Origin of the sequence: Achromobacter ruhlandii, assembly GCF_902859695.1 — a bacterium.
GTDB classification, from domain to species: domain Bacteria; phylum Pseudomonadota; class Gammaproteobacteria; order Burkholderiales; family Burkholderiaceae_B; genus Achromobacter; species Achromobacter ruhlandii.
Window position 1 is genome coordinate 13354 of the sequence record NZ_CADIJL010000033.1, and the last position, 24053, is coordinate 37406.

20 protein-coding genes are annotated in these 24053 nt (G+C 70.7%); 8 read left to right on the forward strand and 12 right to left on the reverse strand.

The genetic code is table 11. The features are described 5' to 3' along the window. Nucleotides 1-12: 12 nt before the first annotated feature. The 3 genes from HV742_RS26495 to HV742_RS26505 form a co-directional block, all read right to left on the reverse strand. Nucleotides 13-1215 carry an MFS transporter gene (locus HV742_RS26495; protein ID WP_063583558.1) on the reverse strand — a complete coding sequence of 401 codons (1203 nt, stop codon included), beginning with the start codon at nt 1213-1215 and terminating at the stop codon, nt 13-15. A gap of 130 nt (nt 1216-1345) precedes the next feature. After that, nucleotides 1346-2548, reverse strand: a complete 1203-nt coding sequence (locus HV742_RS26500; RefSeq protein WP_175146779.1) for a DUF1501 domain-containing protein — start codon at nt 2546-2548, stop codon at nt 1346-1348. Nucleotides 2549-2570: 22 nt separating this feature from the next. Continuing rightward, the gene (locus HV742_RS26505; RefSeq protein ID WP_175146780.1) at nt 2571-4172 is read right to left on the reverse strand and encodes a DUF1800 domain-containing protein; all 1602 of its coding nucleotides are present in this window, start codon (nt 4170-4172) and stop codon (nt 2571-2573) included. Nucleotides 4173-4445: 273 nt separating this feature from the next. Between HV742_RS26505 and HV742_RS26510 the strand changes: the two genes are divergently transcribed. Further along, entirely contained in the window at nt 4446-4778 is a 333-nt protein-coding gene (locus HV742_RS26510) for a hypothetical protein (RefSeq protein ID WP_080977441.1), read from the forward strand. Nucleotides 4779-4802: 24 nt separating this feature from the next. On the opposite strand, the gene HV742_RS26515 is transcribed toward HV742_RS26510, so the two are convergent. Beyond that, nucleotides 4803-5675, reverse strand: a complete 873-nt coding sequence (locus tag HV742_RS26515) for a LysR substrate-binding domain-containing protein (RefSeq protein WP_054416168.1) — start codon at nt 5673-5675, stop codon at nt 4803-4805. A 76-nt stretch (nt 5676-5751) separates the two neighbouring features. Between HV742_RS26515 and HV742_RS26520 the strand changes: the two genes are divergently transcribed. The 3 genes from HV742_RS26520 to HV742_RS26530 are packed head-to-tail and all read left to right on the forward strand — an operon-like array spanning nt 5752 to nt 8616. After that, entirely contained in the window at nt 5752-6897 is a 1146-nt protein-coding gene (locus tag HV742_RS26520) for a four-carbon acid sugar kinase family protein (protein WP_175146781.1), read from the forward strand. A gap of 23 nt (nt 6898-6920) precedes the next feature. Further along, nucleotides 6921-7919, forward strand: a complete 999-nt coding sequence (gene pdxA, locus HV742_RS26525; RefSeq protein ID WP_437340604.1) for a 4-hydroxythreonine-4-phosphate dehydrogenase PdxA — start codon at nt 6921-6923, stop codon at nt 7917-7919. Beyond that, complete coding sequence (locus HV742_RS26530) at nt 7903-8616, forward strand: 4-hydroxythreonine-4-phosphate dehydrogenase (RefSeq protein WP_100508905.1); 714 nt, start codon at nt 7903-7905, stop codon at nt 8614-8616. Before pdxA ends, HV742_RS26530 begins: the two co-directional genes overlap by 17 nt. Before the next feature lie 49 nt (nt 8617-8665). Here HV742_RS26530 and HV742_RS26535 read toward each other — a convergent pair whose 3' ends face one another. Both HV742_RS26535 and phrB read right to left on the reverse strand, forming a co-directional pair. After that, nucleotides 8666-10357 (reverse strand): methyl-accepting chemotaxis protein, encoded by a 1692-nt coding sequence (locus HV742_RS26535; protein WP_049074153.1) that lies wholly within the window; start codon nt 10355-10357, stop codon nt 8666-8668. 165 nt (nt 10358-10522) lie between these two features. Next, nucleotides 10523-11941, reverse strand: a complete 1419-nt coding sequence (gene phrB, locus HV742_RS26540) for a deoxyribodipyrimidine photo-lyase (protein ID WP_068952332.1) — start codon at nt 11939-11941, stop codon at nt 10523-10525. 285 nt (nt 11942-12226) lie between these two features. On the opposite strand from phrB, the gene HV742_RS26545 reads away from it, so the two are divergent. Next, entirely contained in the window at nt 12227-13675 is a 1449-nt protein-coding gene (locus HV742_RS26545; protein WP_175146783.1) for a CoA transferase, read from the forward strand. 107 nt (nt 13676-13782) lie between these two features. On the opposite strand, the gene HV742_RS26550 is transcribed toward HV742_RS26545, so the two are convergent. The 6 genes from HV742_RS26550 to HV742_RS26575 all read right to left on the reverse strand — a co-directional run bounded on the left by HV742_RS26550 (nt 13783) and on the right by HV742_RS26575 (nt 19424). Further along, nucleotides 13783-14322: a peroxiredoxin gene (locus tag HV742_RS26550; RefSeq protein WP_054416163.1), complete on the reverse strand. Its 540-nt coding sequence runs from the start codon at nt 14320-14322 to the stop codon at nt 13783-13785. A gap of 123 nt (nt 14323-14445) precedes the next feature. Then, the gene (locus tag HV742_RS26555; protein ID WP_175146784.1) at nt 14446-15867 is read right to left on the reverse strand and encodes a YXWGXW repeat-containing protein; all 1422 of its coding nucleotides are present in this window, start codon (nt 15865-15867) and stop codon (nt 14446-14448) included. 32 nt (nt 15868-15899) lie between these two features. Further along, a complete protein-coding gene (locus HV742_RS26560) occupies nt 15900-16058 on the reverse strand; it encodes a hypothetical protein (protein WP_006385045.1) in 159 nt (52 codons plus the stop codon). Between the two features lie 502 nt (nt 16059-16560). Further along, a complete protein-coding gene (locus tag HV742_RS26565; RefSeq protein ID WP_049074147.1) occupies nt 16561-16968 on the reverse strand; it encodes a DoxX family protein in 408 nt (135 codons plus the stop codon). Between the two features lie 174 nt (nt 16969-17142). Then, complete coding sequence (gene dbpA / locus HV742_RS26570) at nt 17143-18531, reverse strand: ATP-dependent RNA helicase DbpA (RefSeq protein WP_175146785.1); 1389 nt, start codon at nt 18529-18531, stop codon at nt 17143-17145. Between the two features lie 131 nt (nt 18532-18662). Beyond that, a complete protein-coding gene (locus HV742_RS26575) occupies nt 18663-19424 on the reverse strand; it encodes an IclR family transcriptional regulator (RefSeq protein WP_175146786.1) in 762 nt (253 codons plus the stop codon). A 160-nt stretch (nt 19425-19584) separates the two neighbouring features. Here HV742_RS26575 and xsc point away from each other — a divergent pair, with 160 nt between their 5' ends. From xsc to HV742_RS26590, 3 genes are all read left to right on the forward strand, one after another. Beyond that, a complete protein-coding gene (gene xsc, locus HV742_RS26580; protein WP_080977440.1) occupies nt 19585-21396 on the forward strand; it encodes a sulfoacetaldehyde acetyltransferase in 1812 nt (603 codons plus the stop codon). 4 nt (nt 21397-21400) lie between these two features. Continuing rightward, nucleotides 21401-22330, forward strand: coding sequence for a bifunctional enoyl-CoA hydratase/phosphate acetyltransferase (locus HV742_RS26585; RefSeq protein ID WP_175146787.1), 930 nt, complete (start codon nt 21401-21403; stop codon nt 22328-22330). 131 nt (nt 22331-22461) lie between these two features. Continuing rightward, nucleotides 22462-24048 (forward strand): ABC transporter substrate-binding protein, encoded by a 1587-nt coding sequence (locus HV742_RS26590; RefSeq protein ID WP_175146801.1) that lies wholly within the window; start codon nt 22462-22464, stop codon nt 24046-24048. Nucleotides 24049-24053 lie beyond the last annotated feature (5 nt).

Below are 24053 nucleotides of genomic sequence, written 5' to 3' on the forward strand. Positions count from 1 at the left end.
GGGCTCCTTGGGTCAGGCGTCGGAACGGGACGAGGCCAGCGCGCCGGTTTGCGGCGGCCGCGCCATCCCGGCGTGGCGCCCATAGTAGCGCGTGCCCCACAGGGTCAGCAGCAACACCGCCGCGGTGATGGCCGCCGACATCCACGGCAGGTCGGTCAGCGGCAGGCCGTGGCCCAGCGCGAGGCTGCCGAGCCAGGCGCCGCCGGCGTTGCCCAGGTTGAAGGCGCCCTGGTTCAGGGTCGAGGCCAGGTTGGGGGCCTCGGCCGCCTGGTCGACGATCAGGGTCTGCAGCAGCGGCACCACGGCGAAGCCGAGCGTGCCCCAGATGAAGGTCATCACCAGCATCGGCGCCAGCGCGTGGATGGCCTGGCTGAGCGCCAGGAACACCAGCAGCAGGCCCAGGAAGATGCGGCGCAGCGACACTTCCAGGTTGCGGTCGCCCAGCTTGCCGCCGAGCGTGCTGCCCACCGTGAGCGCCACGCCGAACAGCAGCAGCACGCCGGTCACGCCGCGTTCTGACACGCCGGTGATGTCGCGCAGGATCGGCGCGATGTAGGTCAGCACGCAGAACAGCGCGGCCGAGGCCAGCACGCTGGCGACCAGCGGCCACAGCACGCGCACGTCGCGCAGCACGCGGAATTCACGCAGGATGTTGCCGGGCTGCATCGGGATGCGGCCGGGCAGCCACGCCGCCAGCGCCGCCACCGCGACCAGCCCGATGCCGCTGACCACCCAGAAGGTCGAGCGCCAGCCCGCCACCTGGCCCAGCGCGGTGCCCAGCGGCACGCCCAGCACGTTGGCCAGCGTCAGGCCGGTGAACATCAGCGCGATGGCGCTGGAGCGCTGGTGGCGCGGCACCAGGTCGGCCGCCACCACCGCGCCGATGCCGAAAAAGGCGCCGTGGCAGAAGGCGGTGAAGACGCGCGCCGCCATCAAGGTGGCGTAGCCGGGCGCGAGCGCACAGAGCAGGTTGCCCAGCACGAAGGTGCTGGCCAGGCCGATCAGCGTGGCCTTGCGCGGCAGACGCGCGGTGATGATGGCCATGATGGGCGCGCCGATCACCACGCCCATGGCGTAGCCCGTGATGAGCAGGCCGGCGATGTCGATGCTGACATCCAGGTCGGCGGCCACGTTGGGCAGCAGGCCCATGATGACGAATTCGCTGGTGCCGATGCCGAAGGCGGCGGCGGCCAGCGCGATGAGATGCAGGGGCATGGAAAACCGGGGAGAAAACCGGGCGCTGGGGGCCGCGGCGGCAGGGAAGGGACCGTGGATTTTAGAGCAGCGGCCCGCGCGCGCCGGCGCAAATCCCTGATGCCGATACGGGTATACCCTTGGTCTGGATTCAGGCCAGTTTCAGGTCCAGCGGCGTGATGCCCGGGAACACCTGCGCCAGCCGCGCCGGACTCAGGCCGTACAGGCGCGAGAACAGGCCGGCGAATAACGCGCGGTATTCATTGAGCACCGGATAGTCGCGGTCCTGGAACAGGGTCTCGCGCTTGACCGCGACCTGGCGGCCGGCAATGCGGCCGCCGCGCACGTGGCCGCCCAGCACCCAGTAGACCGTGCCGTGGCCGTGGTCGGTGCCCTTGTTGCCGTTCTCGCGGAAGGTGCGGCCGAATTCGCTGATGACCACCACCGTGGTTTGCTGCCAGGCCGGGCCCATGGCATCGGCGTAGCCGGCCAGCGCCCGCCCCAGCTGGCCGAGCCGGTTGGCCAACAAGCCGCTGGCGCCGCCCTGGCCGACGTGCGTATCCCAGCCGCCGACGTCGACGAAGCCGAGGTTGTAGCGGTCGCGCATGAAGCGGCCGATACGGCGCGCTTCCTGTTCCAGCCTGTCGGCCGATACGGCGTTGCCGCTGGCGGCCTCCATCTCGGCGTCGAGTTCGGCGCGCGTGGCGCCCATGATGCGCTGACCCTCGGCGACCGAGGCGCCCAGGTCGGTGTGCTGGTACATGGCGGCGATGGCGCGGTTGTCGGCCTCGGACAGGCGCGACTTGCGGGCCGCGCCGCCCAGGTCGATGTTGGGCACGCGCTCGGCGCCGCGGAAGATCTGCGGCACTTCGGAGGTGAAGGCCGCCGCCTGTTCGTCCTTGCCGCCAAGCGTCGCGGCCAGGCGGTTCAGGAAGCCCGAGCGGAAGTCGCCATTCGTGTCGCGGGCCGCGCCTTGGCCGAGTTCGATGCGGTTCTGGGTCTCGAAGTGGCTGCGGCTGGTGTCGTCGGTGCCGGCGAACGGCACGAAGGCCAGCTGGCGCTTCTGGTAGAACGGCATCAGGCTGTCGGCCAGCGCCGGGTGCAGGGCCCAGCCGTCGGCCAGGGGCAGCGCGGCGCCGGCGCCGCTGCCGGGCCTGGCAATGGCGATGCTCGGGCGCGACTCGTAATAGAAGTCGCTGCCGGCCGGCACCAGCAGGCTGGCGGCGTCGTAGGCGCCGCGCATGAAGACGACCAGCAGCTTGTTGCCGGCGGCGGCCGGCGCGGCGTACAAGCGGTTGGCGCCGAAGACGAGCGGCGCCGAGGCCAGGAGTTGCAGGATGCGGCGGCGGTCCATGATGGGTTTCTCCCGCGGCGCCTCAGCGCCGCATGAATTCGGGCGAGGCCAGCAGATAGGTGTTGGCGTCCCTGGGGTTCTGCGCCTGGGCGATGGCGTCGCGGGTGGCGGGCGACAGGCGCGCGAACAGGCCGTCGCCGGCGTTCTCGCGCAACAGCTCGGGCAGGCGCGGCAGTTCCACCGGCCCCTTGTCGTCGCCTTCGCGATAGAAGGCCTGCGGCGCGGCGGCGATGGCGCGCGCCACTTCGAAGCGCGCGGTCATCTGGCCGGAGCCGGCCCAGTCCGACTGCGCCTGCGGGTAGCCGTCGGGCGTCAGGCGCTGGTTCAACGGCTGACCCGGTTGCCGCAGCATGGCCAGGCCCGGCCGCGGGTTGACGATGGGCGGCAGGTCGGCATAGGTCAGGCGCAGGGCCGAGTAGACGTAATGCACCGGGTCCTTGAACACGCCCGTCTTGAGCGACTGCGTGAATTCCGGCGAGCCATACAGCGTCTGCAAGGTGGCGGCGATGTCGCCGTCGCTGGCCTGGAAGGTCTTGGCCATCTTGTCGATCACGGAGGCCGGCGGCGCGTCGCCCATGAAGTAGGCGGCCAGCTTGGCGCTGATGAAGCGCGCGGTGGCGGGATGGCGCGTCAGCAGGTCCACGGCCTCGTCGACCTCGGCCAGGCCGGCGCCGCGGATGGTGTGCCCCAGGAAGCGCTTGTCGCCGTAATCGTGGCGCGCCGGGTTGAACACGAACAGGCCGTCCAGCACCACCTGGTCGCGCAGCGCCGGCCGGACCTTGGGCGGCCCGTCCTGGTTGTGGATGCCCAGGCCGGTGAGGATGCGCGCCAGTTCCTGCACGTCGGCCTGCGTGTAGCCGCCCTTGACGCCCAGCGTGTGCAGCTCCATCAGTTCGCGCGCGTAGTTTTCATTGATGTGTCCGGCGGCGTTCTGGGTGTTGTCCAGGTACGCCAGCATCGCCGGCGAACGCAGTGTGGCCGCCAGCAGGTCGCGGAACTTGCCAAGCGCGTGCGGACGGATGGCGCGTTCCTCGTACTGGTCGATGTAGGTGCCGATGTCGTTCTTGGCCGCGTAGACGTTGAAGTGGTTCATCCAGAACCAGGTCATCTGTTCCTGCAACTGGTTGGGCGAGTACAGCGCGCGGTAGAACGCGCGGCTGGCGGTGTCGTCGGCGCGCTGGCGCGAGATGGCGCGGGCGTCGCGCTGGGCCTGCTGCTTCGGATCGGGGCCGGCATCCTTGGCGTCCTGGCGCAGGCGGCGCTGCTCGGCGTGCGCGTCCTCGGCGCTCTGGCGCGAGATCGACAGCGCGTCGATGCGCTGTTGCACCGCGGCGGGCAGGGGCGCCTTCGGATCGGGGTGCAGTTGCGCCTGCAGGTAGCGCTGCGGGCCCATTGCGCGCATGCGCGCCAATTCGGCCGGGGTCGCGCCCCAGGTGATGCGGTTGACCAGCGCGGCGTCGAGCGCCCGGGCTTCGGCTTCGTGGCCGGTGGCGGCGGGCTTGGGCGCGGCGGGCGGCGGGGCCGTGCCGGGGGGCGCGGCCAGCAGGGGCGCGGCGAGCGCCAGGGCCGCCAGCGGCGGCAGCCGGGGCGCCAGGCGGCGCAGGAAGAGGCGCATGTTCGGCATGAAGCGGGCACCTTGCGGGTTGACGGTTGCGGCCTGCCGTCAGCAGGCGGTCAGGGCCGGCCGGCGGCGGGGGACGCGGCAGGCCCTGAGCGTGTGACAGGATAGTCGCACCGCGATTCCCGTCGCGACGCCGCTTGAAACGCAAGGAAACCGATGCTTGTGCCATGCGCCGCCGCTTTCCCTGCGCGGCGCGGGGCCATTGCGGCCGACGCGGCGGCAGCGGCCTATCATGTGCCATCGCAGTCAGCGCAAGCGGCGCAAAGGAGGGCGGCCATGCGGGAAATGATCGATCGTCTGGAAACCATGTTGGCCAAGGGCACCGACAACATGTTGTTGCGATTCTCGCTGGGCAAGGCCTACGCCGAGCAGGAGTGCTACGGCGACGCCGAGACGCACCTGCGCGCCTCGCTGGTGTTCGATCCGGCCTACTCGGTGGCCTGGAAATGGCTGGGCAAGGCCTGCCTCGGCCGCGGCGACAAGGCCGGCGCCCGCGCCGCCTGGGAGTCGGGCCTGAAGGCTGCGCAGGCGCGCGGCGACAAACAGGTCGAAAAGGAATTGCTGGTGTTCATCAAGCGGCTCGACAAGGACGCCGCCGTGCCGCAATAACGGCGCCGGCAAACGTCCTTTTTTTCAGGCCTCGGCCGCCGCTTCGGCCAGCCACTGCTTCAACGCCGCCAGCGCCGGCGCGGCGCCCGCCGGGGCGCCGCGCGACTCGATCAATCCGTAGTGCGAGCCATCCGGGGCGAATCCGGCCGGCGCGACCAGGCGTCCGCTGCGCAGGTCGTCCAGCGCCAGCAGGCGCGGACTGAGCGCCACGCCCAGGCCGGCGGCGGCCGCTTCCACCATCAGGAAATGATGATCCAGGCTGCGCGTGGCGCGAGGGGCGGGAAGCCCCGCCTGGCGCAGCCAGTCGTCCCAGGCGCGCGGCCGGGTGCGCGAAGACAGCGCCACGTAGTCGCCGGCCTCGAACGCGGGCAGCAGCGACGGGGCCATCACCGGCCCCATGCGCTCCGCCATCAGCGGGGTGACGATCCAGTCGGGATGCACCGGAAAATCCAGCCGCCGCAGCGCCAGCGTGACCTGGTCGCGGGCGAAGTCCAGCGGCCCGCCGCCGACCGACAGATGCAGCTCGATGTCCGGGTGCCGGTCCTGGAACCGCGACAGGCGCGGAATCAGCCAGCGCATGGCGATCGACCGTTCACACGACAGCACCACGGGGCGCTGCGCGTCGCGCGCCTGCAAGGTGTCGATGGCGTCGTGGATCAACGCCAGCGCCCGGCCCATGGACGAGGCCAGCAAGCGGCCGCCGTCGGTGATGCGCAGACCGCGTCCGGCCGGTTCCACCAGCGTCAGGCCCAAGTCGTCGGCCAGCTTTGTCACGCGGCGGCTGACCGCCCCATGGGTCAGCGACAGTTCGTCGGCGGCGGCGCGCACGGAACCCAGGCGCGCCACCGCCTCGAAGGCGCGCAGGTCGTTCAACGAGGGGCGGCGGGTAGCGGGCATTGGTGATGATAGATCACGAATAAACGTCAGAAATGATGGATTTTCCTGGTGGGTGATCTGCATTTTAATCACCGGTATGGACACACCGGAATCGTTATCCCGACAAGTCGGCATCATTGCCGACGACCTGACCAGCGCCGCCGATGGCGCCGGCCCGTTCCTGCCCTGGGCCGGTTCGGCGCGGGTGCATCGGGGCGCCGCCGCGCCAGCCGGGGAGCGCGTGTTGTCGGTCGACACCGGCAGCCGCGGGCAGGCCGAAGCCGGCGCCGTGGACGCGGTGGAGCGGGCCGCCGCCGGGTTGGCCGGGCGCGGCGTTCTCTACAAGACCCTGGATTCGACGCTGCGCGGCCACGTCCGGGCGGAGCTGGCCACGGCCCTGCGCGCCAGCGGCCGGCGCCTGCTGGTGGTGGCGCCGGCCTTTCCCGCGGCTGGGCGGGTGACGCGCGGCGGGATCCAGTACGTGCACGGCGAGCGGGTCGACGCCAGTGTCTATGCCGCCGATCCGGTACATCCGGCGCGCACCGCGCGCCTGCTCGACCTGATCGATCCGGCCATCGGGCCGGCCCGGGTGGTGCCCGAGGACGCGGACGCGGCGCAATTGCGCGATGCCGCGCGGCAAGCCCGGACGCTGGTGCTGGACGCCACCACGCAGGCGGCGCTGGACGAACGGGTCGCGCAATTGTGGACGCACGGGTCCTGCCTGTGGGCCGGCTCTCCCGGCATGGCCCGGGCGCTGGCGGCGCGCTGCGGCGAGGCGGTCGCCGGTCCGGCGCGGCCGCCGCGCGCGTGCCGGGTGCTGGTGGTGATCGGCAGCGCCAACCCGGCCAGCCGGGCGCAAGGCGAGACCCTGCGGGCCGCTGGCGCGCAGGTGGCGCATCGTGCCGACGAGATCGCCGCGGACGCCGGGCTGGTCTGCCTGATGGCGCCCGGCTCGCCCCAGGCCGATCCGGCCGCGGTGCTGGCGGCGCTGGCGCGGCAGGCGACGCTGGCGCTGGCGCGGCACCGCTTCGACGGCCTGATCGCGACCGGCGGCGACACCCTGGCGGCGCTGCTCGACGCGCTGGCCATCGACACATTTACCTTGACCTGCGAACTGGCGCCCGGCTTTCCCGCCGGGACGGCCGCGTGCGCGGGTCGGCAACTGGCGATCGCCATGAAAGCGGGCGGCTTCGGCGGCCCGGAGGCCTTGCGCGACGCCGCCTGGAGACTGCTGTGCCGATGAATCCTTCGCGCGCGGTCGCCGACCTGCCCGCGCCCGCCTTGCCCCTGGCCATCACCCTGGGCGACCCCGCCGGCATCGGGCCGGAGATCGTCGCCAAGACGCTGCTGTTGCCGGGTTACGCCGAGCGCTGCGTGGCGGTGGGCGATCCCGCCGTCATGGCGCGCGCGCTGGCGCCGCTGGGCGCGGCCGAACGGCTGCGGGTGGTGGCCGACGTGGCCGACGCCGAGCTGCGGCCGGACCGCGTCTGCCTGGTGCCGTCGTCCGCGCTGCCGCTGCCGCCGCCGTTCGGCCGGGTCGACGCGGCCTGTGGCCGTGCGGCGTACCAGGCGATCTGCCTGGCCATCGACCTGGCGCGCCAGGGGCGGGTGGCCGGGCTGGTCACCGCGCCGATCCACAAGGAAGCGCTGGCCGCGGCCGGCGTGCCGTATCCCGGCCATACCGAGATCCTGGCCGAGCGCGGCGGCGCGCGGCGCGTGGCGATGATGCTGGCCAACGACGCCATCGCCACGGTGCTGGTCACCATTCATTGTTCGCTGCGCCAGGCCATCGAGCGCGCCGACTTCGAGGCGCAGTTGTCGGCGATCCGGCTGGCCCACCAGGGCGGCCGCGCGCGCGGCGCGCCGGCGCCGCGCGTGGCGGTGGCCGGCCTGAATCCGCATGCCGGCGAGGGCGGCCTGTTCGGCGACGAGGAACAGCGCATCATCCGGCCGGCGATCGAGGCCGCGCGCCGCGAGGGCATCGACGCCAGCGGCCCGTGGCCCGGCGACACGGTCTTCATGCAGGCGCGGCAGGGACGCTTCGACGTGGTGGTGGCGCAGTACCACGACCAGGGCCTGATCCCGGTGAAGTACCTGGGCCTGGAGCAGGGCGTGAACATCACCCTGGGGCTGCCGTTCGTGCGCACCAGCCCCGATCACGGCACCGCGTTCGACATCGCCGGGCAGGGCATCGCCGATCCCGCCAGCCTGCGGATCGCCATCGACCACGCCTTCCGGCTCGCCGCCCATGCGGCATCCCTTTGAACCTCCTATCATCCTGGACATCATGCCCGCCGACTTCATCTTCATGCTGACCCGCAACGACCGCACCGTGGCGGACGCCGACGCCCACCTGGACACGGCGCTCGCGTGCGGGGTGCGCCATATCGGTTTCAAGGACATCGGCCAGCCGCCAGCGGTCCTGCGGCGGCTCAACGCCACCATCCGCGCGGCGGGCGCGCGCAGCTACCTGGAAGTGGTGTCGCAGGACCGGGACAGCGAGTTGGCGTCGGTGCGCGCCGCGCGCGAACTGGAGGTCGACTGTCTGCTGGGCGGCACGCACGCGGCCGACGCGCTGCCGCTGCTGGCCGGCTCGCCCATCCGCTATTACCCGTTTCCCGGCCGGGTCCATGGGCATCCCAGCATCCTCGGCGGCACGCGCGAGGAGATCGCGCGCAGCGCCGCGCAACTGGCCGGCCTGCCCGGCGTGCATGGGCTGGACCTGCTGGCCTACCGCGCCGACGTCGATGTGCCGGCGCTGATGGCGCAGGTATGCGCGGCGGGCGCGCCGGTGATCGTGGCCGGCTCGCTCGACACGCCCGAGCGCATCCGGGCGGCGTGCCGCGCCGGGGCGGCGGGGTTCACGGTGGGCACGGCGGCGCTGGATGGCCGCTTTTCCGCCGCGCGCGCCGGACTGGCGGGCCAGTTGGCGGCGATCCAGGCGGCCGCGGCCGGCGCCTGAACCGGGGGCCGATCCGGCGCCTGCGCCCGGATCCGCGTCGCCGCGGGCGTCACGAGGCGCGCTGTTCCAGCAACGGCTGCCCCTGGCGCGGCGCGGGTATCAACGCCGCCGGCGCCGGCGCGGCGGCGCGCTTGGGCAGCACGGTCTGGGCGCCGGCGATGCGGAACACTTCGATGGCGTGGCGCAGTTGTGCGCCGCGGGTGCGCAGGTTGTCCACCGCGCGGCTGGCCTGCTCCACGCGCGCGGCGTTGCTCTGCGCGGCGCTGTCGGTTTCCGAGATGGTGCGGCTGACGTTGTCGATGCCGGTGTGCTGCTCGTTGGACGTGGCGGCGATCTCGTTGACGATCTCGGTCACCTGCCGCACCGACCCGACGATGTCGAGCATGGCCTCGCCGGCGCGCTCGACATGACGCACGCCGTCCTCGACCTTGTGGTTCGACGCCTCGATCAGTTCCTTGATCTCGCGCGCCGCCGTGGCGCTTTTCTGCGCCAGGGCGCGCACTTCGGCGGCCACCACCGCGAAACCCTTGCCGGCCTCGCCGGCGCGGGCCGCTTCCACCGCGGCGTTGAGCGCCAGGATATTGGTCTGGAACGCGATGCCGTCGATGATGCCGACGATCTCGCTGATGCGCGCGGTGCTCTGCACGATGCCCTGCATCGCCCGCACCGCGTCATCGACCACCTGGCCGCCGCGCCGCGCCACGTCCGAGGCCTGATTGGCCATCTGGTCGGCGCCGTGCGCGTTGGTGGCGGTCTGTTTCACGGTGGAGGCCAGCTGTTCCATGCTGGCCGCGGCTTCCTCCAGCGAGGCCGCCTGGCGCTGCGTGTGGGCCGACAGGTCGGCGTTGCCGTCGGCGATCTCGGCGGCTGATGTCAGCGCGCTCTCGATGCCGTTGTGCACGTCGCGGGTGATGCTGACCAGGCTCTTGCGCATCACTTCCAGCGAGAACTTCAGCGCGCCGATCTCGTCGCGGATGCTGGCCGGCGGCAGGGGCGTGCTGAGGTTGCCGGCGGCGATCTGGCGGGTGAAGTCGGTGGCGGTGACGAGCAGGCCGGTGATCGAGCGGGCAAAGCCCCAGCCCGAGGCGAAGATCAGGATCACGCCCGCGGCCAGCATGGCGGCCGCCAGCGCGATTTCCTCGGTGCTCATGCGGTCGAGCATGCCGTACAGCGCCACGCCGGCCGCGCCCAGGAACAGGCTGGACGCCAGCATGGCCCAGGCCAGCATGCGCGAGCGCACGCCGGTCAGGCGCCACAGTTTCAGGCGCGCCAGCACGCCGCGCAGCCCGGTGGGCTGGACCTGGCCGCGGCTGAGCCTGAAGCCGCGCGCGCGGCCTTCGCGCAGGCGGCGGTAGGCGGCGTCGGCGGCCTCGATCTGGGCGCGGGTCGGCTTGACCCGCACCGAGGCATAACAGACGGTCTCGCCGCGTTCGATGATGGGCGTGACGTTGGCCAGCACCCAATAGTAGCCGCCGTCCTTGCGGCGGTTCTTGACCACGCCGGTCCAGGACTCGCCGCGTTGAATGGTGTGCCACAGGTCCTCGAACGCCTCTTGCGGCATATCGGGGTGGCGCACGATGTTGTGGGCCGCGCCCACCAGTTCCTCGCGGGTGAAGCCGCTGACCTCCACGAACGCCGGATTGGCGTAGATGATGCGACCGCGGGCGTCGGTGCGGGAGATCAGGTACTGCTCGTCGTGCAGCGTGTATTCCTTGTCGTAGACCGGCTGGTTGTTGCGCATGCGTCTTTCGTCCTGTGATGGGCGGCGGGGGCGTGTTGCTGCCGGATCATCGGGGACGCGCGGTATCGCCGGGTTGATCTACGTCAAAACATTCTGAAACCATACGAAACGTAACCGGCCGCGATCAGGCGCGGCCGTGATGTGATGGACGATTTTGGTCGGCGTTCAGGCCTTGGGCAGGTTGCCGAAGGCCTCCAGCGCGCGCAGCCGGCTTTGCGGCAGGTCGACGATGGGCGCGGGGTAACCGGCCGCCGCCCGTTCCATCGGGCTGGGATCGTGGATGGCGCTGTCGTCCAGATGCGCCAGCTCGGGCAGCCATTCACGCAGGAACACGCCGCGCGGATCGAACTTGCGCGATTGCGACAGCGGATTGAAGACGCGGAAGTAGGGCACCGAGTCGGCGCCGGTGGAGGCGCTCCATTGCCAGCCGCCGTTGTTGGCGGCCAGGTCGCCGTCCACCAGGTGCGCCATGAACCAGGCTTCGCCCAGGCGCCAGTCGATCAGCAGGTTCTTGCTCAGGAACATGGCGGTGACCATGCGCAGCCGGTTGTGCATCCAGCCCAGCGCCAGGAGCTGGCGCATGGCGGCGTCGACGATGGGGATGCCGGTGCGGCCTTCCTGCCAGGCGCGCAGGTCATCAGGCGCATCGCGCCAGGGCACCGCGGCGGTCTCGGGTTTCATCGGCTGGTGCATCGACAGTGCCGGGCAGGCGGCCAGCAGGTGCTGGTAGAACTCGCGCCACAGCAGTTCATTGATCCACGTGGCCGCGCCGGCGTTGCCGCTTTCCAGCTCGCCGTGGTTGGCCGCCTGCGCCGCGCGCAGGGCCTGGCCGGGCGAGAGCACGCCGGCCGCCAGGTAGGGCGACAGGCAGCTGGTGGCCGGCAGGCTGGGGAAGTCGCGTTCGTCGCGGTAGGCGTCGATGACTCCGTCGGCAAAGGCGTCGAGCCGGTCGCCGGCCGCGGCCTCGCCGGCCGGCCATAGGGCGCGGATGGCATCGCTGGCGGGCGCGTAGCCGTCGAAGGCGGGCGGCAGCGGATCGGCCTGCCAGGCGGGCGCCGCCTGCGGCTTGGGCGCGGCGATCGCGCGCGGCGGCGCGCTGCGCAGGCGCTCGCGGCAGGCGCGCGCATACGGCGTGTAGACGCGGTAGCAGTCGCCCTTGCCGGTCACCACCGTGCCCGGGCGCAGCAGCGAGGCGCCGTGGTGCAGCGTCCAGTCGATGCCGGCCTCGGCCAGGCGGCAGGCCACCGCGTCGTCGCGGCGCCGTTCGTTGACGGCCCATTCGGTGTTGGCGTGAACCGCCGCGATGTCGTGCTCGCGGCAAAAGCGCAGCAGGGCGTCGGGGACCTGCTTCCAGGTTTCGACGGTCAACAGTTTCAGCGGAATGCCGAGCTGGCCCAGGTCGCGCGACAGTGTGTGCAGGTTGCGCAACCAGAAGTCCACCTTGGCGGGCGCATCGCCATGCAGCCGCCATTGTCCGGGCGCGGCGATGAACAGCGCGGTGACGGTGCCGTCCGCGGCCGCGGCCGCCAGGGCGGGGTTGTCGTGCAGGCGCAGGTCGGTGCGCAGCCAGATCAGGGTGTGCATTGGGGTAAATCCGGTGGAATAGGGCGGGACGCGCGGCAAGGCTGGCATTCTAGCGTGCGGCCCCGGGGGCGCGGCCGCGCCGCGCACACCTTGTAAAAACTACGAGTAGATGTGACGGATCGTGGCGCGGCCGGCGGGCCGACGGACGGGGCGCGCCACAGCCAAAGCCCCCCTGGCTTGCCGCGCCACGCCGTCAAACCATGAAACACGCTGGCGCTTTCCCTGTATTGACGCGGCCCTCGCCGCCGCCATGTAATTCATTCAACAGATAAAGAAGACGACGATATGGGACACCTGATGGATCTGCGCCCGTCCTTTCTCAAAGGACGCACACCCGCCGCCAAGACGTCGCGCGACGTCCTGCAACAACTGTGGCGCTCGCTCGATCTGCCCGACGAGGCGCTCGAGCATCTGGTGTTGACCGGCGCGGATCCGGTGTTGCCGTCCTCGTTCGCGGTGGGCACCGCGGCCCAGGCCAGCATGGCGGCCGCGGCGCTGGCGGCGGCGGAAATCTGGCACCTGCGCGGCGGCGAACGCCAGCAGGTCGGTGTCGACCTGCGGCACGCCGCGCAGGAATGCCGCAGCCATTTCACCATCAACGGTGTCACGCCCGATCCGCGCGATCCGATCACCGGCGCCTATCGCTGCGGCGATGGCGGCTGGGTCCGCATCCACGCCAATTTCCCGCACCATCGCGACGGCGCCCTGGCGCTGTTGGGCTGTCCCACCGGGGACGGCGCCACCCGCGAGGCGGTGGAGCAGGCGCTGGGGCGTTGGCGCGCGCTGGATTTCGAACAGGTGGCGGCCGATGCCGGCATGGTGGTGGCCGCCATGCGCAGTTTCGACGAATGGGACCGCCACCCGCAGGGCCAGGCAATCGCGGCGCAGCCGCTGCTGACGATCGAGCGCATCGGCGAGGCCGATCCGCGGCCGCTGCCCAAGTACGGCCACGATGCGCGTCCCCTCAAGGACATCCGCGTGCTCGACCTGACCCGCATCATTGCCGGCCCGGTCTGCGGCCGCGCGCTGGCGGCCTACGGCGCCGACGTGATGCTGGTCAATTCCCCGCATCTGCCGAATATCGCCAACCTTATCGACACCAGCCGCGGCAAGCTGTCGGTTCATGCCGACCTGGATACCGCCGACGGCCGCATCGCGCTGGCCAATCTGTTGCGCAGCGCGCATGTGTTCGTGCAGGGCTACCGGCCGGGCGGCATGGCGGCGCTGGGCTTCGGGCCGCAGGACGCGGCCCGGCTGCGGCCCGGCATCGTGTATGTGTCGTTGTCGGCCTACGGCGCCACCGGCCCCTGGGCCAACCGCCGCGGCTTCGATTCGCTGGTGCAGACCGCTGCCGGTTTCAACCATGCCGAAGCGGCCGCCGCCGGGCAGGACGCGCCCAAGCCGTTGCCGATGCAGATCCTGGACCACGCCTCGGGCTACCTGATGGCGTTCGGCGCGCAGGTGGCGCTGGCGCGGCAGGCCACCGAGGGCGGCAGCTGGCACGTGCGCGTATCGCTGGCGCAGACCGCGCATTGGCTGCGCACGCTGGGCCGCGTCGACGGCGGCCTGGCCTGTGCGACGCCGGGCTTCGCGGGGCTGCTGGAAACGGAGCCCTCGGGCTTCGGCGAGCTGACGGCGGTGCGCCACGCGGCGCAGTTCTCGCTGACGCCGGCGCGCTGGACGCGGCCGTCGAGCCCGCCGGGCACGCATCCGACGGTGTGGCCGTTCAACTAGCGGATCGCGCCACGCCCTGACGCCAAAGGGGGGCTCGTCACGCGGACGGATCCCGACGGCTCCGCGCGCGCCGATCAAGCCGCGTTTCCACGTCCGGCCGCCACGGCCTATTTCTGGCCGGCCTTCCAGTCGCGCAGCGCGCGCATGGTGTTGCTGACGTGGGCCTCGGGATTCATGTTGGTGTATTCGTACAGGATCTTGCCATCGGGCGTGATCACGTAGGACACGCGTTGCGCGCGCTCGGGGCGCGCGTCCAGCACCGCGTCGTAGGCCTTCATGATCTTGCCGTCGCCATCGGCGGCCACCGCGAACTTGCTGCGGCATGCACTGACCGAGAATTTGTTCAGGGTGTCGATGTCGTCGGCCGAGACGCCGATGACGGTGGCGCCCAGCGACTTGTATTCGTCGGTGGCCTCGGCGAAATCATGGGCCTCGATGGTGCAGCCCGCCGTGAACGCGGCGGGGTAGAAATACAGGACCACCGGACCCTTCTTGAGCGCCTCGGCCAGCTTGAAGGTGAACACGTTGCCGCCGAGCGAGGCCTGGGCGCTGAAGTCGGGCGCGGGCGCGCCGACGTTGAGGGCGGCCTGGGCGGCGGGGCCGGCCAGCAGGCCGCAGGCGAGGAACAGGGGGGCAAGGCGCTTCATAGGGGTCTCCGCGAATTGGGGGGCCGTGGGCCGCGTGGACATCGACGGGGCCGGGCCTGACCACTGTAGCCGCGTCGTCCGCAGGAATCCAGCCCGGCGGACAACGCGGCCGTGCTCGCGAGGTCAGTCGCGGCCACCCCGTTCATGCGGCGCGCCGCGCTCGCCGCCACCGCCGCGGTGCGGTTCCTGGCCGCCGGATGGCCGCCCGCCGCCGTGCTGCGGATTGCCCTGCGGCCGGGCCTCGGGACGGTTGGCGGGGGCCGCGTGCGACTCGCGCGGCGCGCGGGGCGCCAGGTTGTCCGGGGCCGGGCCGGGGCGCGGCCCTTGCTGCGGCCGCGCCTGGGGCTGGGCTTGCGGCGGTCGAGCTTGCGGCTGATTCTGCGGCTGGGCTTGCGGCGGTCGCGATTGGGCTTGACTGGGCGGCGGGGCCTGTGGCGGCCGCGATTGCAATGGACTCGGCGGTTGGGCCTGTGGCGCGTTTTGCGGCTGCCGCGCTTGCGGCTGGCCGGGCGTCTGTGCTTGCGGCGGCCGGGCCTGCTGCCCCGGCGTCTGTGCCGCCGGCGGGCCGCCCGCACCGCCACGGTTGAAATCCGGGCGCGGGCCGCCGGGCGCTGCGGTGCCCGGTCCACGGTCCGGGCCATTGCCCGGTCGATTCTGCGCGCCGCTTCCCGGTCCGTTTCCTGGCCCATTGCCTGGTCCATTGCCTGGTCCATTGCCTGGTCCATTTCCCGGCCCGTTGCCAGGGCCCGCGCCGGGGCGCATCCCCGCGGCCGGGCCGCCGCGGCCCGGCGCATGGTCCACGAACGCCTGCGGCGGACGGCCCTGGTTGTGGTCGAAGAACTGGGCGCGGTTGGCGCCGGCGTTGCGCACGAAGCCGCGTTGCACGTCGGTGGGCGGATGATGCGGTTCGTTGCGCGCGGCGACTTCGCGCGGATCGGCCCGGCGCTGGATACCGGCGGGACCGCCGTTGTAGCTGATGCGGCGGTTGTCGATGTTGTTGACCACTACCGTGTGGTTGTAGACGTTGGTGACGCGGGTGACGTTCACGTTGGTCACGGCGCGGTTGTAGAAGAAGCGGTCGTGATCCCAGTAACCGCCGACGTAGCCGATGCCGATGTAGCCGAAGCCATAGTTGATGCCGCCATAGAAGCCGATGTGCGGCCCCCAGTAGCCGGCGTGCCACAGATAGACGCCGTCGACGAAGCCCCAGTAGCCGGGGGTCCACAACGCGCCGGTATAAGGCGCCAGCACCCAGGCGCCCGGGACCCAGAAGAAGCCGTAGCGGTTCAGGCTCCAGTATCCAGGCACCCATATGTAGCCGTCGCCGGGCGCGGGCGGCTGGGTGTAGACGGGCAGGGGCGGCGGCGGTTGCGGGCTGCGGTCGACCGGCGCCAGGTTGGCGTTGGCCGGATCGCCATTGTCATAGGCGGGCGCGGCCGGGGCGGGCGGCGGCGCGTACGTCTGCGCCAGGGCGCCGGCGCAGACCGTCATCAATACAGCGGCGGCCAGGGGGCGCAGGCGGGGAACCGAAGCGAGGGCGTTCATGGCGTTTCCTTTGCGCGGCGGGGGCGCGCGGATCAATAGCCGTGGTAGTAGCCACCGTGATAGTAATAGTGCGGCGCGGGGTAGTAGTAATAAGCGGGCGCCGGCCGGTAATAAGCCGGGCGCGCCGGCACCACTACACAGCCGGTCAGGGCGCTGGCCATCGCCAGCATCAGCAATATCGTCTTCTTCATGGTCAATCTCCTGCCGAGCGCCTGGCGCGTATCGCGCCGTTTCCTGGCTCGTAGGGATTAGGCCATGGCCAGGGGGCCGAGTTCGAGGCCTGTAATGGTTCCGAAACAGCTTTCAGGTGACGGATGTTTGCGCCGGCGTGACCGTTGATGTCGTTCGTAGCAATTGTTCGGGTCAGAAGGGCCGTTTTCCTCTTGAGGCGGCTCGGCGAGGAAAAAGGGCCCCCCACGCCGCGCCTTCGGCTTGCTGCCCCCCAAGGGGGCGCTTTCCTCTTGAGGCGGCTCGGCGAGGAAAGGGCCCCCCACGCCGCGCCTTCGGCTTGCTGCCCCCCAAGGGGGCCGTTTTCCTCTTGAGGCGGCTCGGCGAGGAGAGGGCCCCCACGCCGCGCCTTCGGCTTGCTGCCCCCCAAGGGGGGCGCTTTCCTCTTGAGGCGGCTCGGCGAGGAAAAAGAAAAGGCCGCCTCGCGGCGGCCTGGGTGCAGGGGTAGAGGAGCTCCCGGCGGGATCAGTTCCAGCGGCCGCCGTTGCCGGCCAGGCTGAAGCGGCCGGCGCCCATGAAGGCGATGGCCAGGGCCGTGAACAGGAACATGCCTTGCAGTTCCAGCGCCCAGCCGCCGTTGTTGGTCAGGCTGCCGATCTGGCCGGTATGGGCAAGCAGGATCGCGACCACCATGTTGATGGCGATGATCAGGCCGCCCAGGCGGGTGTAGACGCCGATGATCAGCAGCACCGGCGCGATGATTTCGCCGATGTACACGCCATACGCCAGGAAGCCGGGCAGGCCGTGCGAGGACAGCATGCCGGCGATGCCGCCGACGCCGCCGCCGGTGATCTTGAACAGGCCATGGAGCAGAATCAGAATGCCGAGGGTCAGGCGCAGGATCAGCTTGCCGGTGTCGTCGGATTTGATCATGGTGGATTTCTCTTTATGGTGGTTAAGGGGGATGCGATGCGCCGGTTTGAGCGCACGCCGAGCCTTTGGTTCCCGCTCCCGCGCCGGCCGGCGCGGGGTGGGCCATTATTACAAATCCGGAATGTGACCAGCAAGCGTCTTGCCGCGCGCCGGCGGGCCGGCGCTGACGAATGCTTACAGTTCCTCGAGGTAACGCATGCGGAAGCGTCGGCCCTTGATATTGCTGTTGGACAGGCGCGAGAAGGCCTGCTTGGCGATCTTGCGGTCCAGCGCCACGTAGGCGTTGAACTCGGTGATGTTGATCTTGCCGACCTGCTCGAAGGCCAGGCCGCCGTCGCCGGTCAGGGCGCCCAGCAGGTCGCCGGGGCGCAGCTTGTCCTTCTTGCCGCCCTGGATGCACAGGGTCACCATGGGCGCGCGCAGCGGCCGGTCGGCCTTGGGGCGCAGCGATTTCAGGTCGCCCCAGGTCAGCGGCGCGCCCTGGTATTGCTCGATCAGGTTGGCCCAGCGCATTTCGTCGGGCGAGCACAGGCTCAGGGCCAGGCCCTTCTGCTCGCCGCGGCCGCTGCGGCCGATGCGGTGCACGTGGACCTCGGTGTCCTTGGTGACGTCGACGTTGATGACCGCGCCCAGGTTCTGGATGTCCAGGCCGCGCGCGGCCACGTCGGTGGCCACCAGCACGGCGCAGCTCTGGTTGGCGAACTGGATCAGGATCTCGTCGCGCTCGCGCTGTTCCAGGTCGCCGTTCAGCGCCAGGGCGCTGATGCCGTCGGCCTGCAAGCGTTCGACCAGATCGTGGCTGCGAATCTTGGTGTTGCAGAAGGCCAGCGTCGAGACCGGGCGGAAATGCGCCAGCAGCCTGGCCACGGCGTCCAGGCGCTCGTCGGGGTCGATCTCGTAGAAGATCTGTTCGATGCGGCTGGCGTCGTGCTGGGCCTCGACCTTGACCTCGGCCGGGTTGCGCAGGAAGCGCGCGCTCAGCTTGCGGATGTTGTCGGGGTAGGTGGCCGAGAACAGCAGGGTCTGGCGCTTGGCGGGGCAATGCGAGGCGATGGCCACGATATCGTCGTAGAAGCCCATGTCGACCATGCGGTCGGCCTCGTCCAGCACCAGCGTGGTCAGGCCGGACAGGTCCAGGCTGCCGCGTTCCAGGTGGTCCTGGATGCGGCCGGGCGTGCCGACCACGATGTGGGTGCCGCGCGCCAGCGATTCGGCCTGCGGGCGGGCCGCGGCGCCGCCGCACAGCGTCAGGATCTTGACGTTGGCGATCTGGCGCGCCAACCGGCGCAGTTCCTGCGCCACCTGGTCGGCCAGCTCGCGGGTCGGACAGAGCAGCAGCGCCTGCGGCGTCAGGCGGGTGGGATCGAGCTTTTGCAGCACGCCCAGGCCAAAGGCCGCGGTCTTGCCGCTGCCGGTCTTGGCCTGCGCGATCAGGTCGCGGCCTTCCAGGATCAGCGGCAGGCTTTGCGCCTGGATCGGCGTCATCTGCTCGAACCCCAGGCTTTGCAGGTTGTCGAGCAGGGCGGGCAAAAGGGGCAGGGAAGTAAAGGGCGTCTGGGTCACGGCAGGGGCTCTCGCAGGAACTGCGATAAATACGGATTCGGCCGACAGTGTAAGGCCTGCGGGTCCCCAGGGCGCCCGGACCGGCGCACGCACCGGCCGCCGGGCGCGCGCCAATTCGGGGGCGCGTGGCGCTATCCGGCCGACGGTTCGTAGGTGCCCGCCAGCGCCCGCGCCGCTTCCTGCATGCGCGGCAGCCAGGCGCGCGCGCCGTCGATCGACAGCCGCGCCATCGGCGCGTGCAGCGCCACCGCGGCGATGGCGCGGCGCCCGCGCATGATCGGCACCGCCATGCAGACAATGCCCAGCAGGAATTCCTCGCGGTCGAAGCTGGCGCCTTCCTTGCGGATCGCCTGCAGCTCGCGTTCGAGCGCGGCGGTCTCGCACAGCGTGTTGGGCGTGTAGCGCGGCAGCGGCGCCGCCGCCAGCAGCCGCGCGCGCGCCTCGCGCCGCATGTGCGCCAGGAACAGCTTGCCGCTGGCGCTGCAATGCAGCGGCACGCGCGAGCCGGGCTGCAGGTTGACGCGCAGCGGCCAGGCGGTCTCGACCCGGTCCAGGTAGATGACCTCGTCGCCATCCAGCATGGTGCAGTTGCAGGTTTCGCCGATTTCGTCGACCAGGCTGTCGAGGATGCGGTGGCGCTCGGCCCGCAGGGGCGAATTGAGCAGGGTGTCGCGCGCCAGCAGCGCCAGCCGCGGGCCGGTGATGTAGCGCTTGCCTGCGGGCTCGCGCAGCAGCATGCCGGCGTCCACCAGCCGCGACAGGATGCGCAGCACGGATGGCTTGGGCAGGCCGGTGGCCTCGGTCAGCGCCGCCAGCGATACCGGCGTCTCGGAACCGGCGACCTGTTCCAGCAGGGTCAGCGCGCGCAGCGCCGCGGAGGATTCGTCTTTCATCTTTCAATATTTGAAGATTTGGCGAAAGGCCGCCAGGTTGGTGCGGATTCTGCAGAAAATGGAACGCCGCAGGGTGGGAAATGCGGGAGTTCTGCTGCAGTATCGGTTCACCCCGGCCAATATGCAATCCAAGCCGCGCCGGTCCGCCAGGAGAGAGACCATGAGCAGCAAGCAACACATGACCCCCAGCGAAGCGTTCGTCGAGACGCTGGTGGCGCAGGGCGTCAAGGACGTATTCGGCATCGTCGGTTCGGCCTTCATGGACGCGCTGGACCTGTTCCCCGCCGCCGGCATCCGCTTCGTGCCGACGGTGCACGAGCAGGGCGCCGCCCACATGGCCGACGGCTATTCGCGCGTCACCGGCCGCCACGGCGTCTGCATCGCGCAGAACGGACCCGGCATCACCAACTTCGTCACCGGCGTGGCCGCGGCCTACTGGGCTCACAGCCCGGTGGTGGCGATCACGCCCGAGACCGGCACTTCCGGCATGGGCCTGGGCGGCTTCCAGGAAACCGAGCAGCTGCCGATCTTCTCGCGCATCACCAAGTACCAGGCGCACGTCAACCGCCCCGACCGCATGGCCGAATTCACCGCCAAGGCCTTCGACAACGCGCTGGCCGAGCGCGGCCCGACCCAGCTGAACATCCCGCGCGACTATTTCTACGGCGAGATCGACGTGGCCATTCCGGAGCCGCGCCGCATCCGCCGCGGCCCGGGGTCCGAAGAAGACCTGGAAGCGGCCGCGCGTCTCCTGGCCAGCGCCAGATTCCCGGTGATCGTCGCCGGCGGCGGCGTGCTGTTCTCGGCCGGCCAGGCCGAATGCGTGGCGCTGGCCGAGCTGTTGGGCGCGCCGGTGGTCACCAGCTACCTGCACAACGACGCCTTCCCGGCCAGCCATCCGCTGTGGTGCGGGCCGCTGGGCTACCAGGGCTCCAAGGCCGGCATGAAGCTGCTGTCGCAGGCCGACGTGGTGCTGGCGCTGGGCACGCGCCTGGGACCCTTCGGCACCTTGCCGCAGCACGGGCTGGACTACTGGCCGCAGAACGCGCGCATCATCCAGGTCGACGCCGACCACCGCATGCTGGGCCTGGTGCGGCCGGTGTCGGTGGGCATCTGCGGCGACGCCAAGCCGGCGGCGGCGGCGCTGGCCGCGAAATTGCGCGATCGCGAGGTCGCCTGCGTGGCCACCAAGGCGGCGCGCGGCGAAGAGATCGCGGCGCAGAAAAGCGCCTGGGAAAAGGAACTGGACGGCTGGTCGCACGAGCGCGACGACTGGAGCCTGGACATCATCGAGCACGGCGGCGGCCGCATGCATCCGCGCCGCATGCTGCGCGAGCTGGAGCGCGCCATGCCCAAGCACGTGATGGTGTCCACCGACATCGGCAACATCTGCTCGGTGTCCAACAGCTACCTGCGCTTCGACGAGCCGGATTCGATGCTGGCGGCCATGAGCTTCGGCAACTGCGGCTACGCGCTGCCCGCGCTGATCGGCGCCAAGCTTGGGCGCCCGGACCGGCCGGCGGTGGCCTACGTTGGCGATGGCGCCTGGTGCATGAGCTTCCAGGAGCTGCTGACCTGCGTGCGCGAGCGCATCCCGGTGACGGCGGTGGTGTTCCACAACGGCCAGTGGGGCGCGGAAAAGAAGAACCAGGTGGACTTCTACGGCCGCCGTTTCGTCGGCAGCAACCTGCAGAATCCCAACTTCGCGGAACTGGCGCGGGCCATGGGCGCCGAGGGCATCCGGGTCGAGCATGCCGACCAGGTCGGCGCGGCGCTGCAGGCCGCGTGCAAGGCGCAGTCCGAGGGCAAGACCACGGTGCTGGAGATGATGGTGAGCCAGGAGCTGGGCGATCCGTTCCGCCGCGATGCGCTCAAGCAGCCGCTGCGCCTGCTGGACAAGTACAAGCGCTACGTCAACCAGCCGTTCCAGCCGGGCGAGGTGCCGCTGCCGATCGACCCGGTGCGCGGCTGACGCCATGGCCAGCGACCGCTTGTTCGAGCCGCTGCGGGCCGCGGCGCTGTCGGCCGGGCGGGTGCGCACGGCGGTGGCCTATCCGCTGTGCGCGTCCAGCCTGGGCGCCGCGGTGCAGGCGCGCGAGGCCGGCTACATCGAGCCGCTGCTGGTCGGGCCGGCGGTCCGGCTGGCGGCCTTGATGGCCGAGTTGGGCCTGCGCGCCGGCTCGCTGGAGATCGTCGACACGCCCGATGACGAGGCGCTGGCCGCGCGCGCCGCCGCCGGCCTGGCGCGCGACGGCGCCGTCGGCATGCTGATGAAGGGCAGCCTGCACACCGACCATTTCATGTCGGCGGTGGTGGCGCGCGAATCGGGCCTGCGCACCGGCCGGCGCATCAGCCATGCCTTCGTGATGGCGGCGGCCGCGTATCCCAAGCTGTTCATCCTGACGGACGCCGCCGTCAACATCGCCCCGACCCTGCAGGAGAAGGCCGACATCGCGCAGAACGCCATCGACCTGGCGCGCGCGCTGGGCGTGGCGCGGCCCAAGGTGGCGGTGCTGTGCGCCACCGAATCGGTCAACCCGGCGATGCCGGCCACGCTGGATGCGGCGGCCCTGTCGAAGATGGCCGACCGCCAGCAGATCCGCGGCGGCCAGATCGACGGTCCGCTGGCGTTCGACAACGCCATCTCGCGCCAGGCGGCCGAGCAGAAGGGCATCGTCTCGCCGGTGGCGGGCGACGCGGACATCCTGCTGGTGCCCGACATCGAGGCCGGCAACATGCTCTACAAGGAGCTGACCTGGCTGGCCGGCGCGGCCACCGCCGGGCTGGTGCTGGGCACGCGCGTGCCGGTGCTGCTGACCAGCCGTTCGGACGCGGTGCAGGCGCGGGTCGACAGCTGCGCGGTGGCGGCGCTGTATGCGCGGGCCCTGGCGGCCGGCGCGCGTTGAAGCGGGGCGCGCGCCGGCCTGGCACCATCAAGTCCCGCGGTTTGGTACTAAGCCGGGACCCCCAGGTTGACTAGGCTAGCGTCATAGCCATCGTGTGAATGGCTCATGCCAACAATGCCAAGGGGTGGATGATGCGCAGCGCGACACGCGGCTTTGCCGCAATACTGACAGCATGGGCAATGGCGGCCGGTGCGCCGGCTGCGCGGGCCGCCGATGCGCCCAAGCCGGGCGGCACGCTGGTGATCGGCTCGACCCAGGTGCCGCGGCACCTGAACGGCGCGGTGCAATCGGGCATTGCCACGGCGCTGCCCAGCGCCCAGCTGTTCGCCAGCCCGCTGCGCTACGACGCCGACTGGAAGCCGCAACCCTACCTGGCGCAATCGTGGGAGCTGGCGCCGGACGCCAAATCGCTGACCCTGCACCTGCGCCACGACGCGCTGTTCCACGACGGCCAGCCGGTCACGTCCGAGGACGTGGCGTTCTCGGTGATGGCGGTCAAGCAGAATCATCCGTTCCAAAGCATGCTGGCGCCCGTTGAACGCGTCGACACGCCCGATCCCTACACCGCCGTGCTGCGCATGAGCAAGCCGCATCCGGCGATCCTGCTGGCGCTGTCGCCGGCGCTGATGCCGGTGCTGCCCAAGCACATCTACGGCGACGGCCAGGACCTGAAGAACCATCCACGCAATTCCGCCAACGTGGTCGGCTCGGGCCCGTTCACGCTCAAGGACTTCAAGCCGGGCCAGGAGATCGTGCTGGAGCGCTTCGACAAGTTCTTCGAAAAGGGCAAGCCCTACCTGGACCGGGTGGTGGTGAAGATCAATCCCGACGCCACCAACCTGCTGATCGGGCTGGAGCGCGGCGACATCGGCGTGCTGCCGTACATGACCGAGCCGACCATCCTGCGCCGCGCCAAGGACAACCCGCAGATCGTCATGACCGATCGTGGCTACGAGGGCATCGGCGCGCTTGGCTGGCTGGCGTTCAATACCGCGCGCAAGCCGCTGGACGACGTGCGCGTGCGGCAGGCCATCGCCTACGCCACCGACAAGGGGTTCATCACCAAGGCGCTGAACGCCGGCTTCGCCAAGCCGGCGGACGGGCCGATCGTGGCCTCCAGTCCCTACGCGACCCAGGACCTGAAAAAGTATCCGCTGGACCTGAAGAAGGCCGAGCAGCTGCTGGATGAAGCCGGCTTCAAGAAGGACGGCAAGGGCGAGCGCATGGCGCTGACGGTCGACTACATGCCGGGCAGCGACGTGCAGGGCAAGAACGTCGCCGAGTACCTGCGCAGCCAGTTGAAGAAGATCGGCATCGCGGTGCAGGTGCGCGCCTCGCCCGATTTCCCGACCTGGGCCAAGCGTATCGCCAGCCATGACTTCGACATGACCACCGACATCGTGTTCAACTGGGGCGATCCGGTGATCGGCGTGCACCGCACCTATCTGTCGAGCAATATCCGCGACATCATCTGGACCAACACGCAGTCCTACAGGAATCCCAAGGTCGACGAACTGCTGGCGCAGGCCGGCACCGAAACCGACGAGGCCCGGCGCCGCGCGCTGTATGCGCAGTTCCAGCAGATCGTGACCGAGGACCTGCCGATCGATTTCCTGACCATCATTCCGTACCACACGCTGTCCTCCAGGAAGGTGCATGGCCTGCCCGATGGCATCTGGGGCCTGCTGTCGCCGCTGGACGACACCTGGCTGCAATAGGAGAG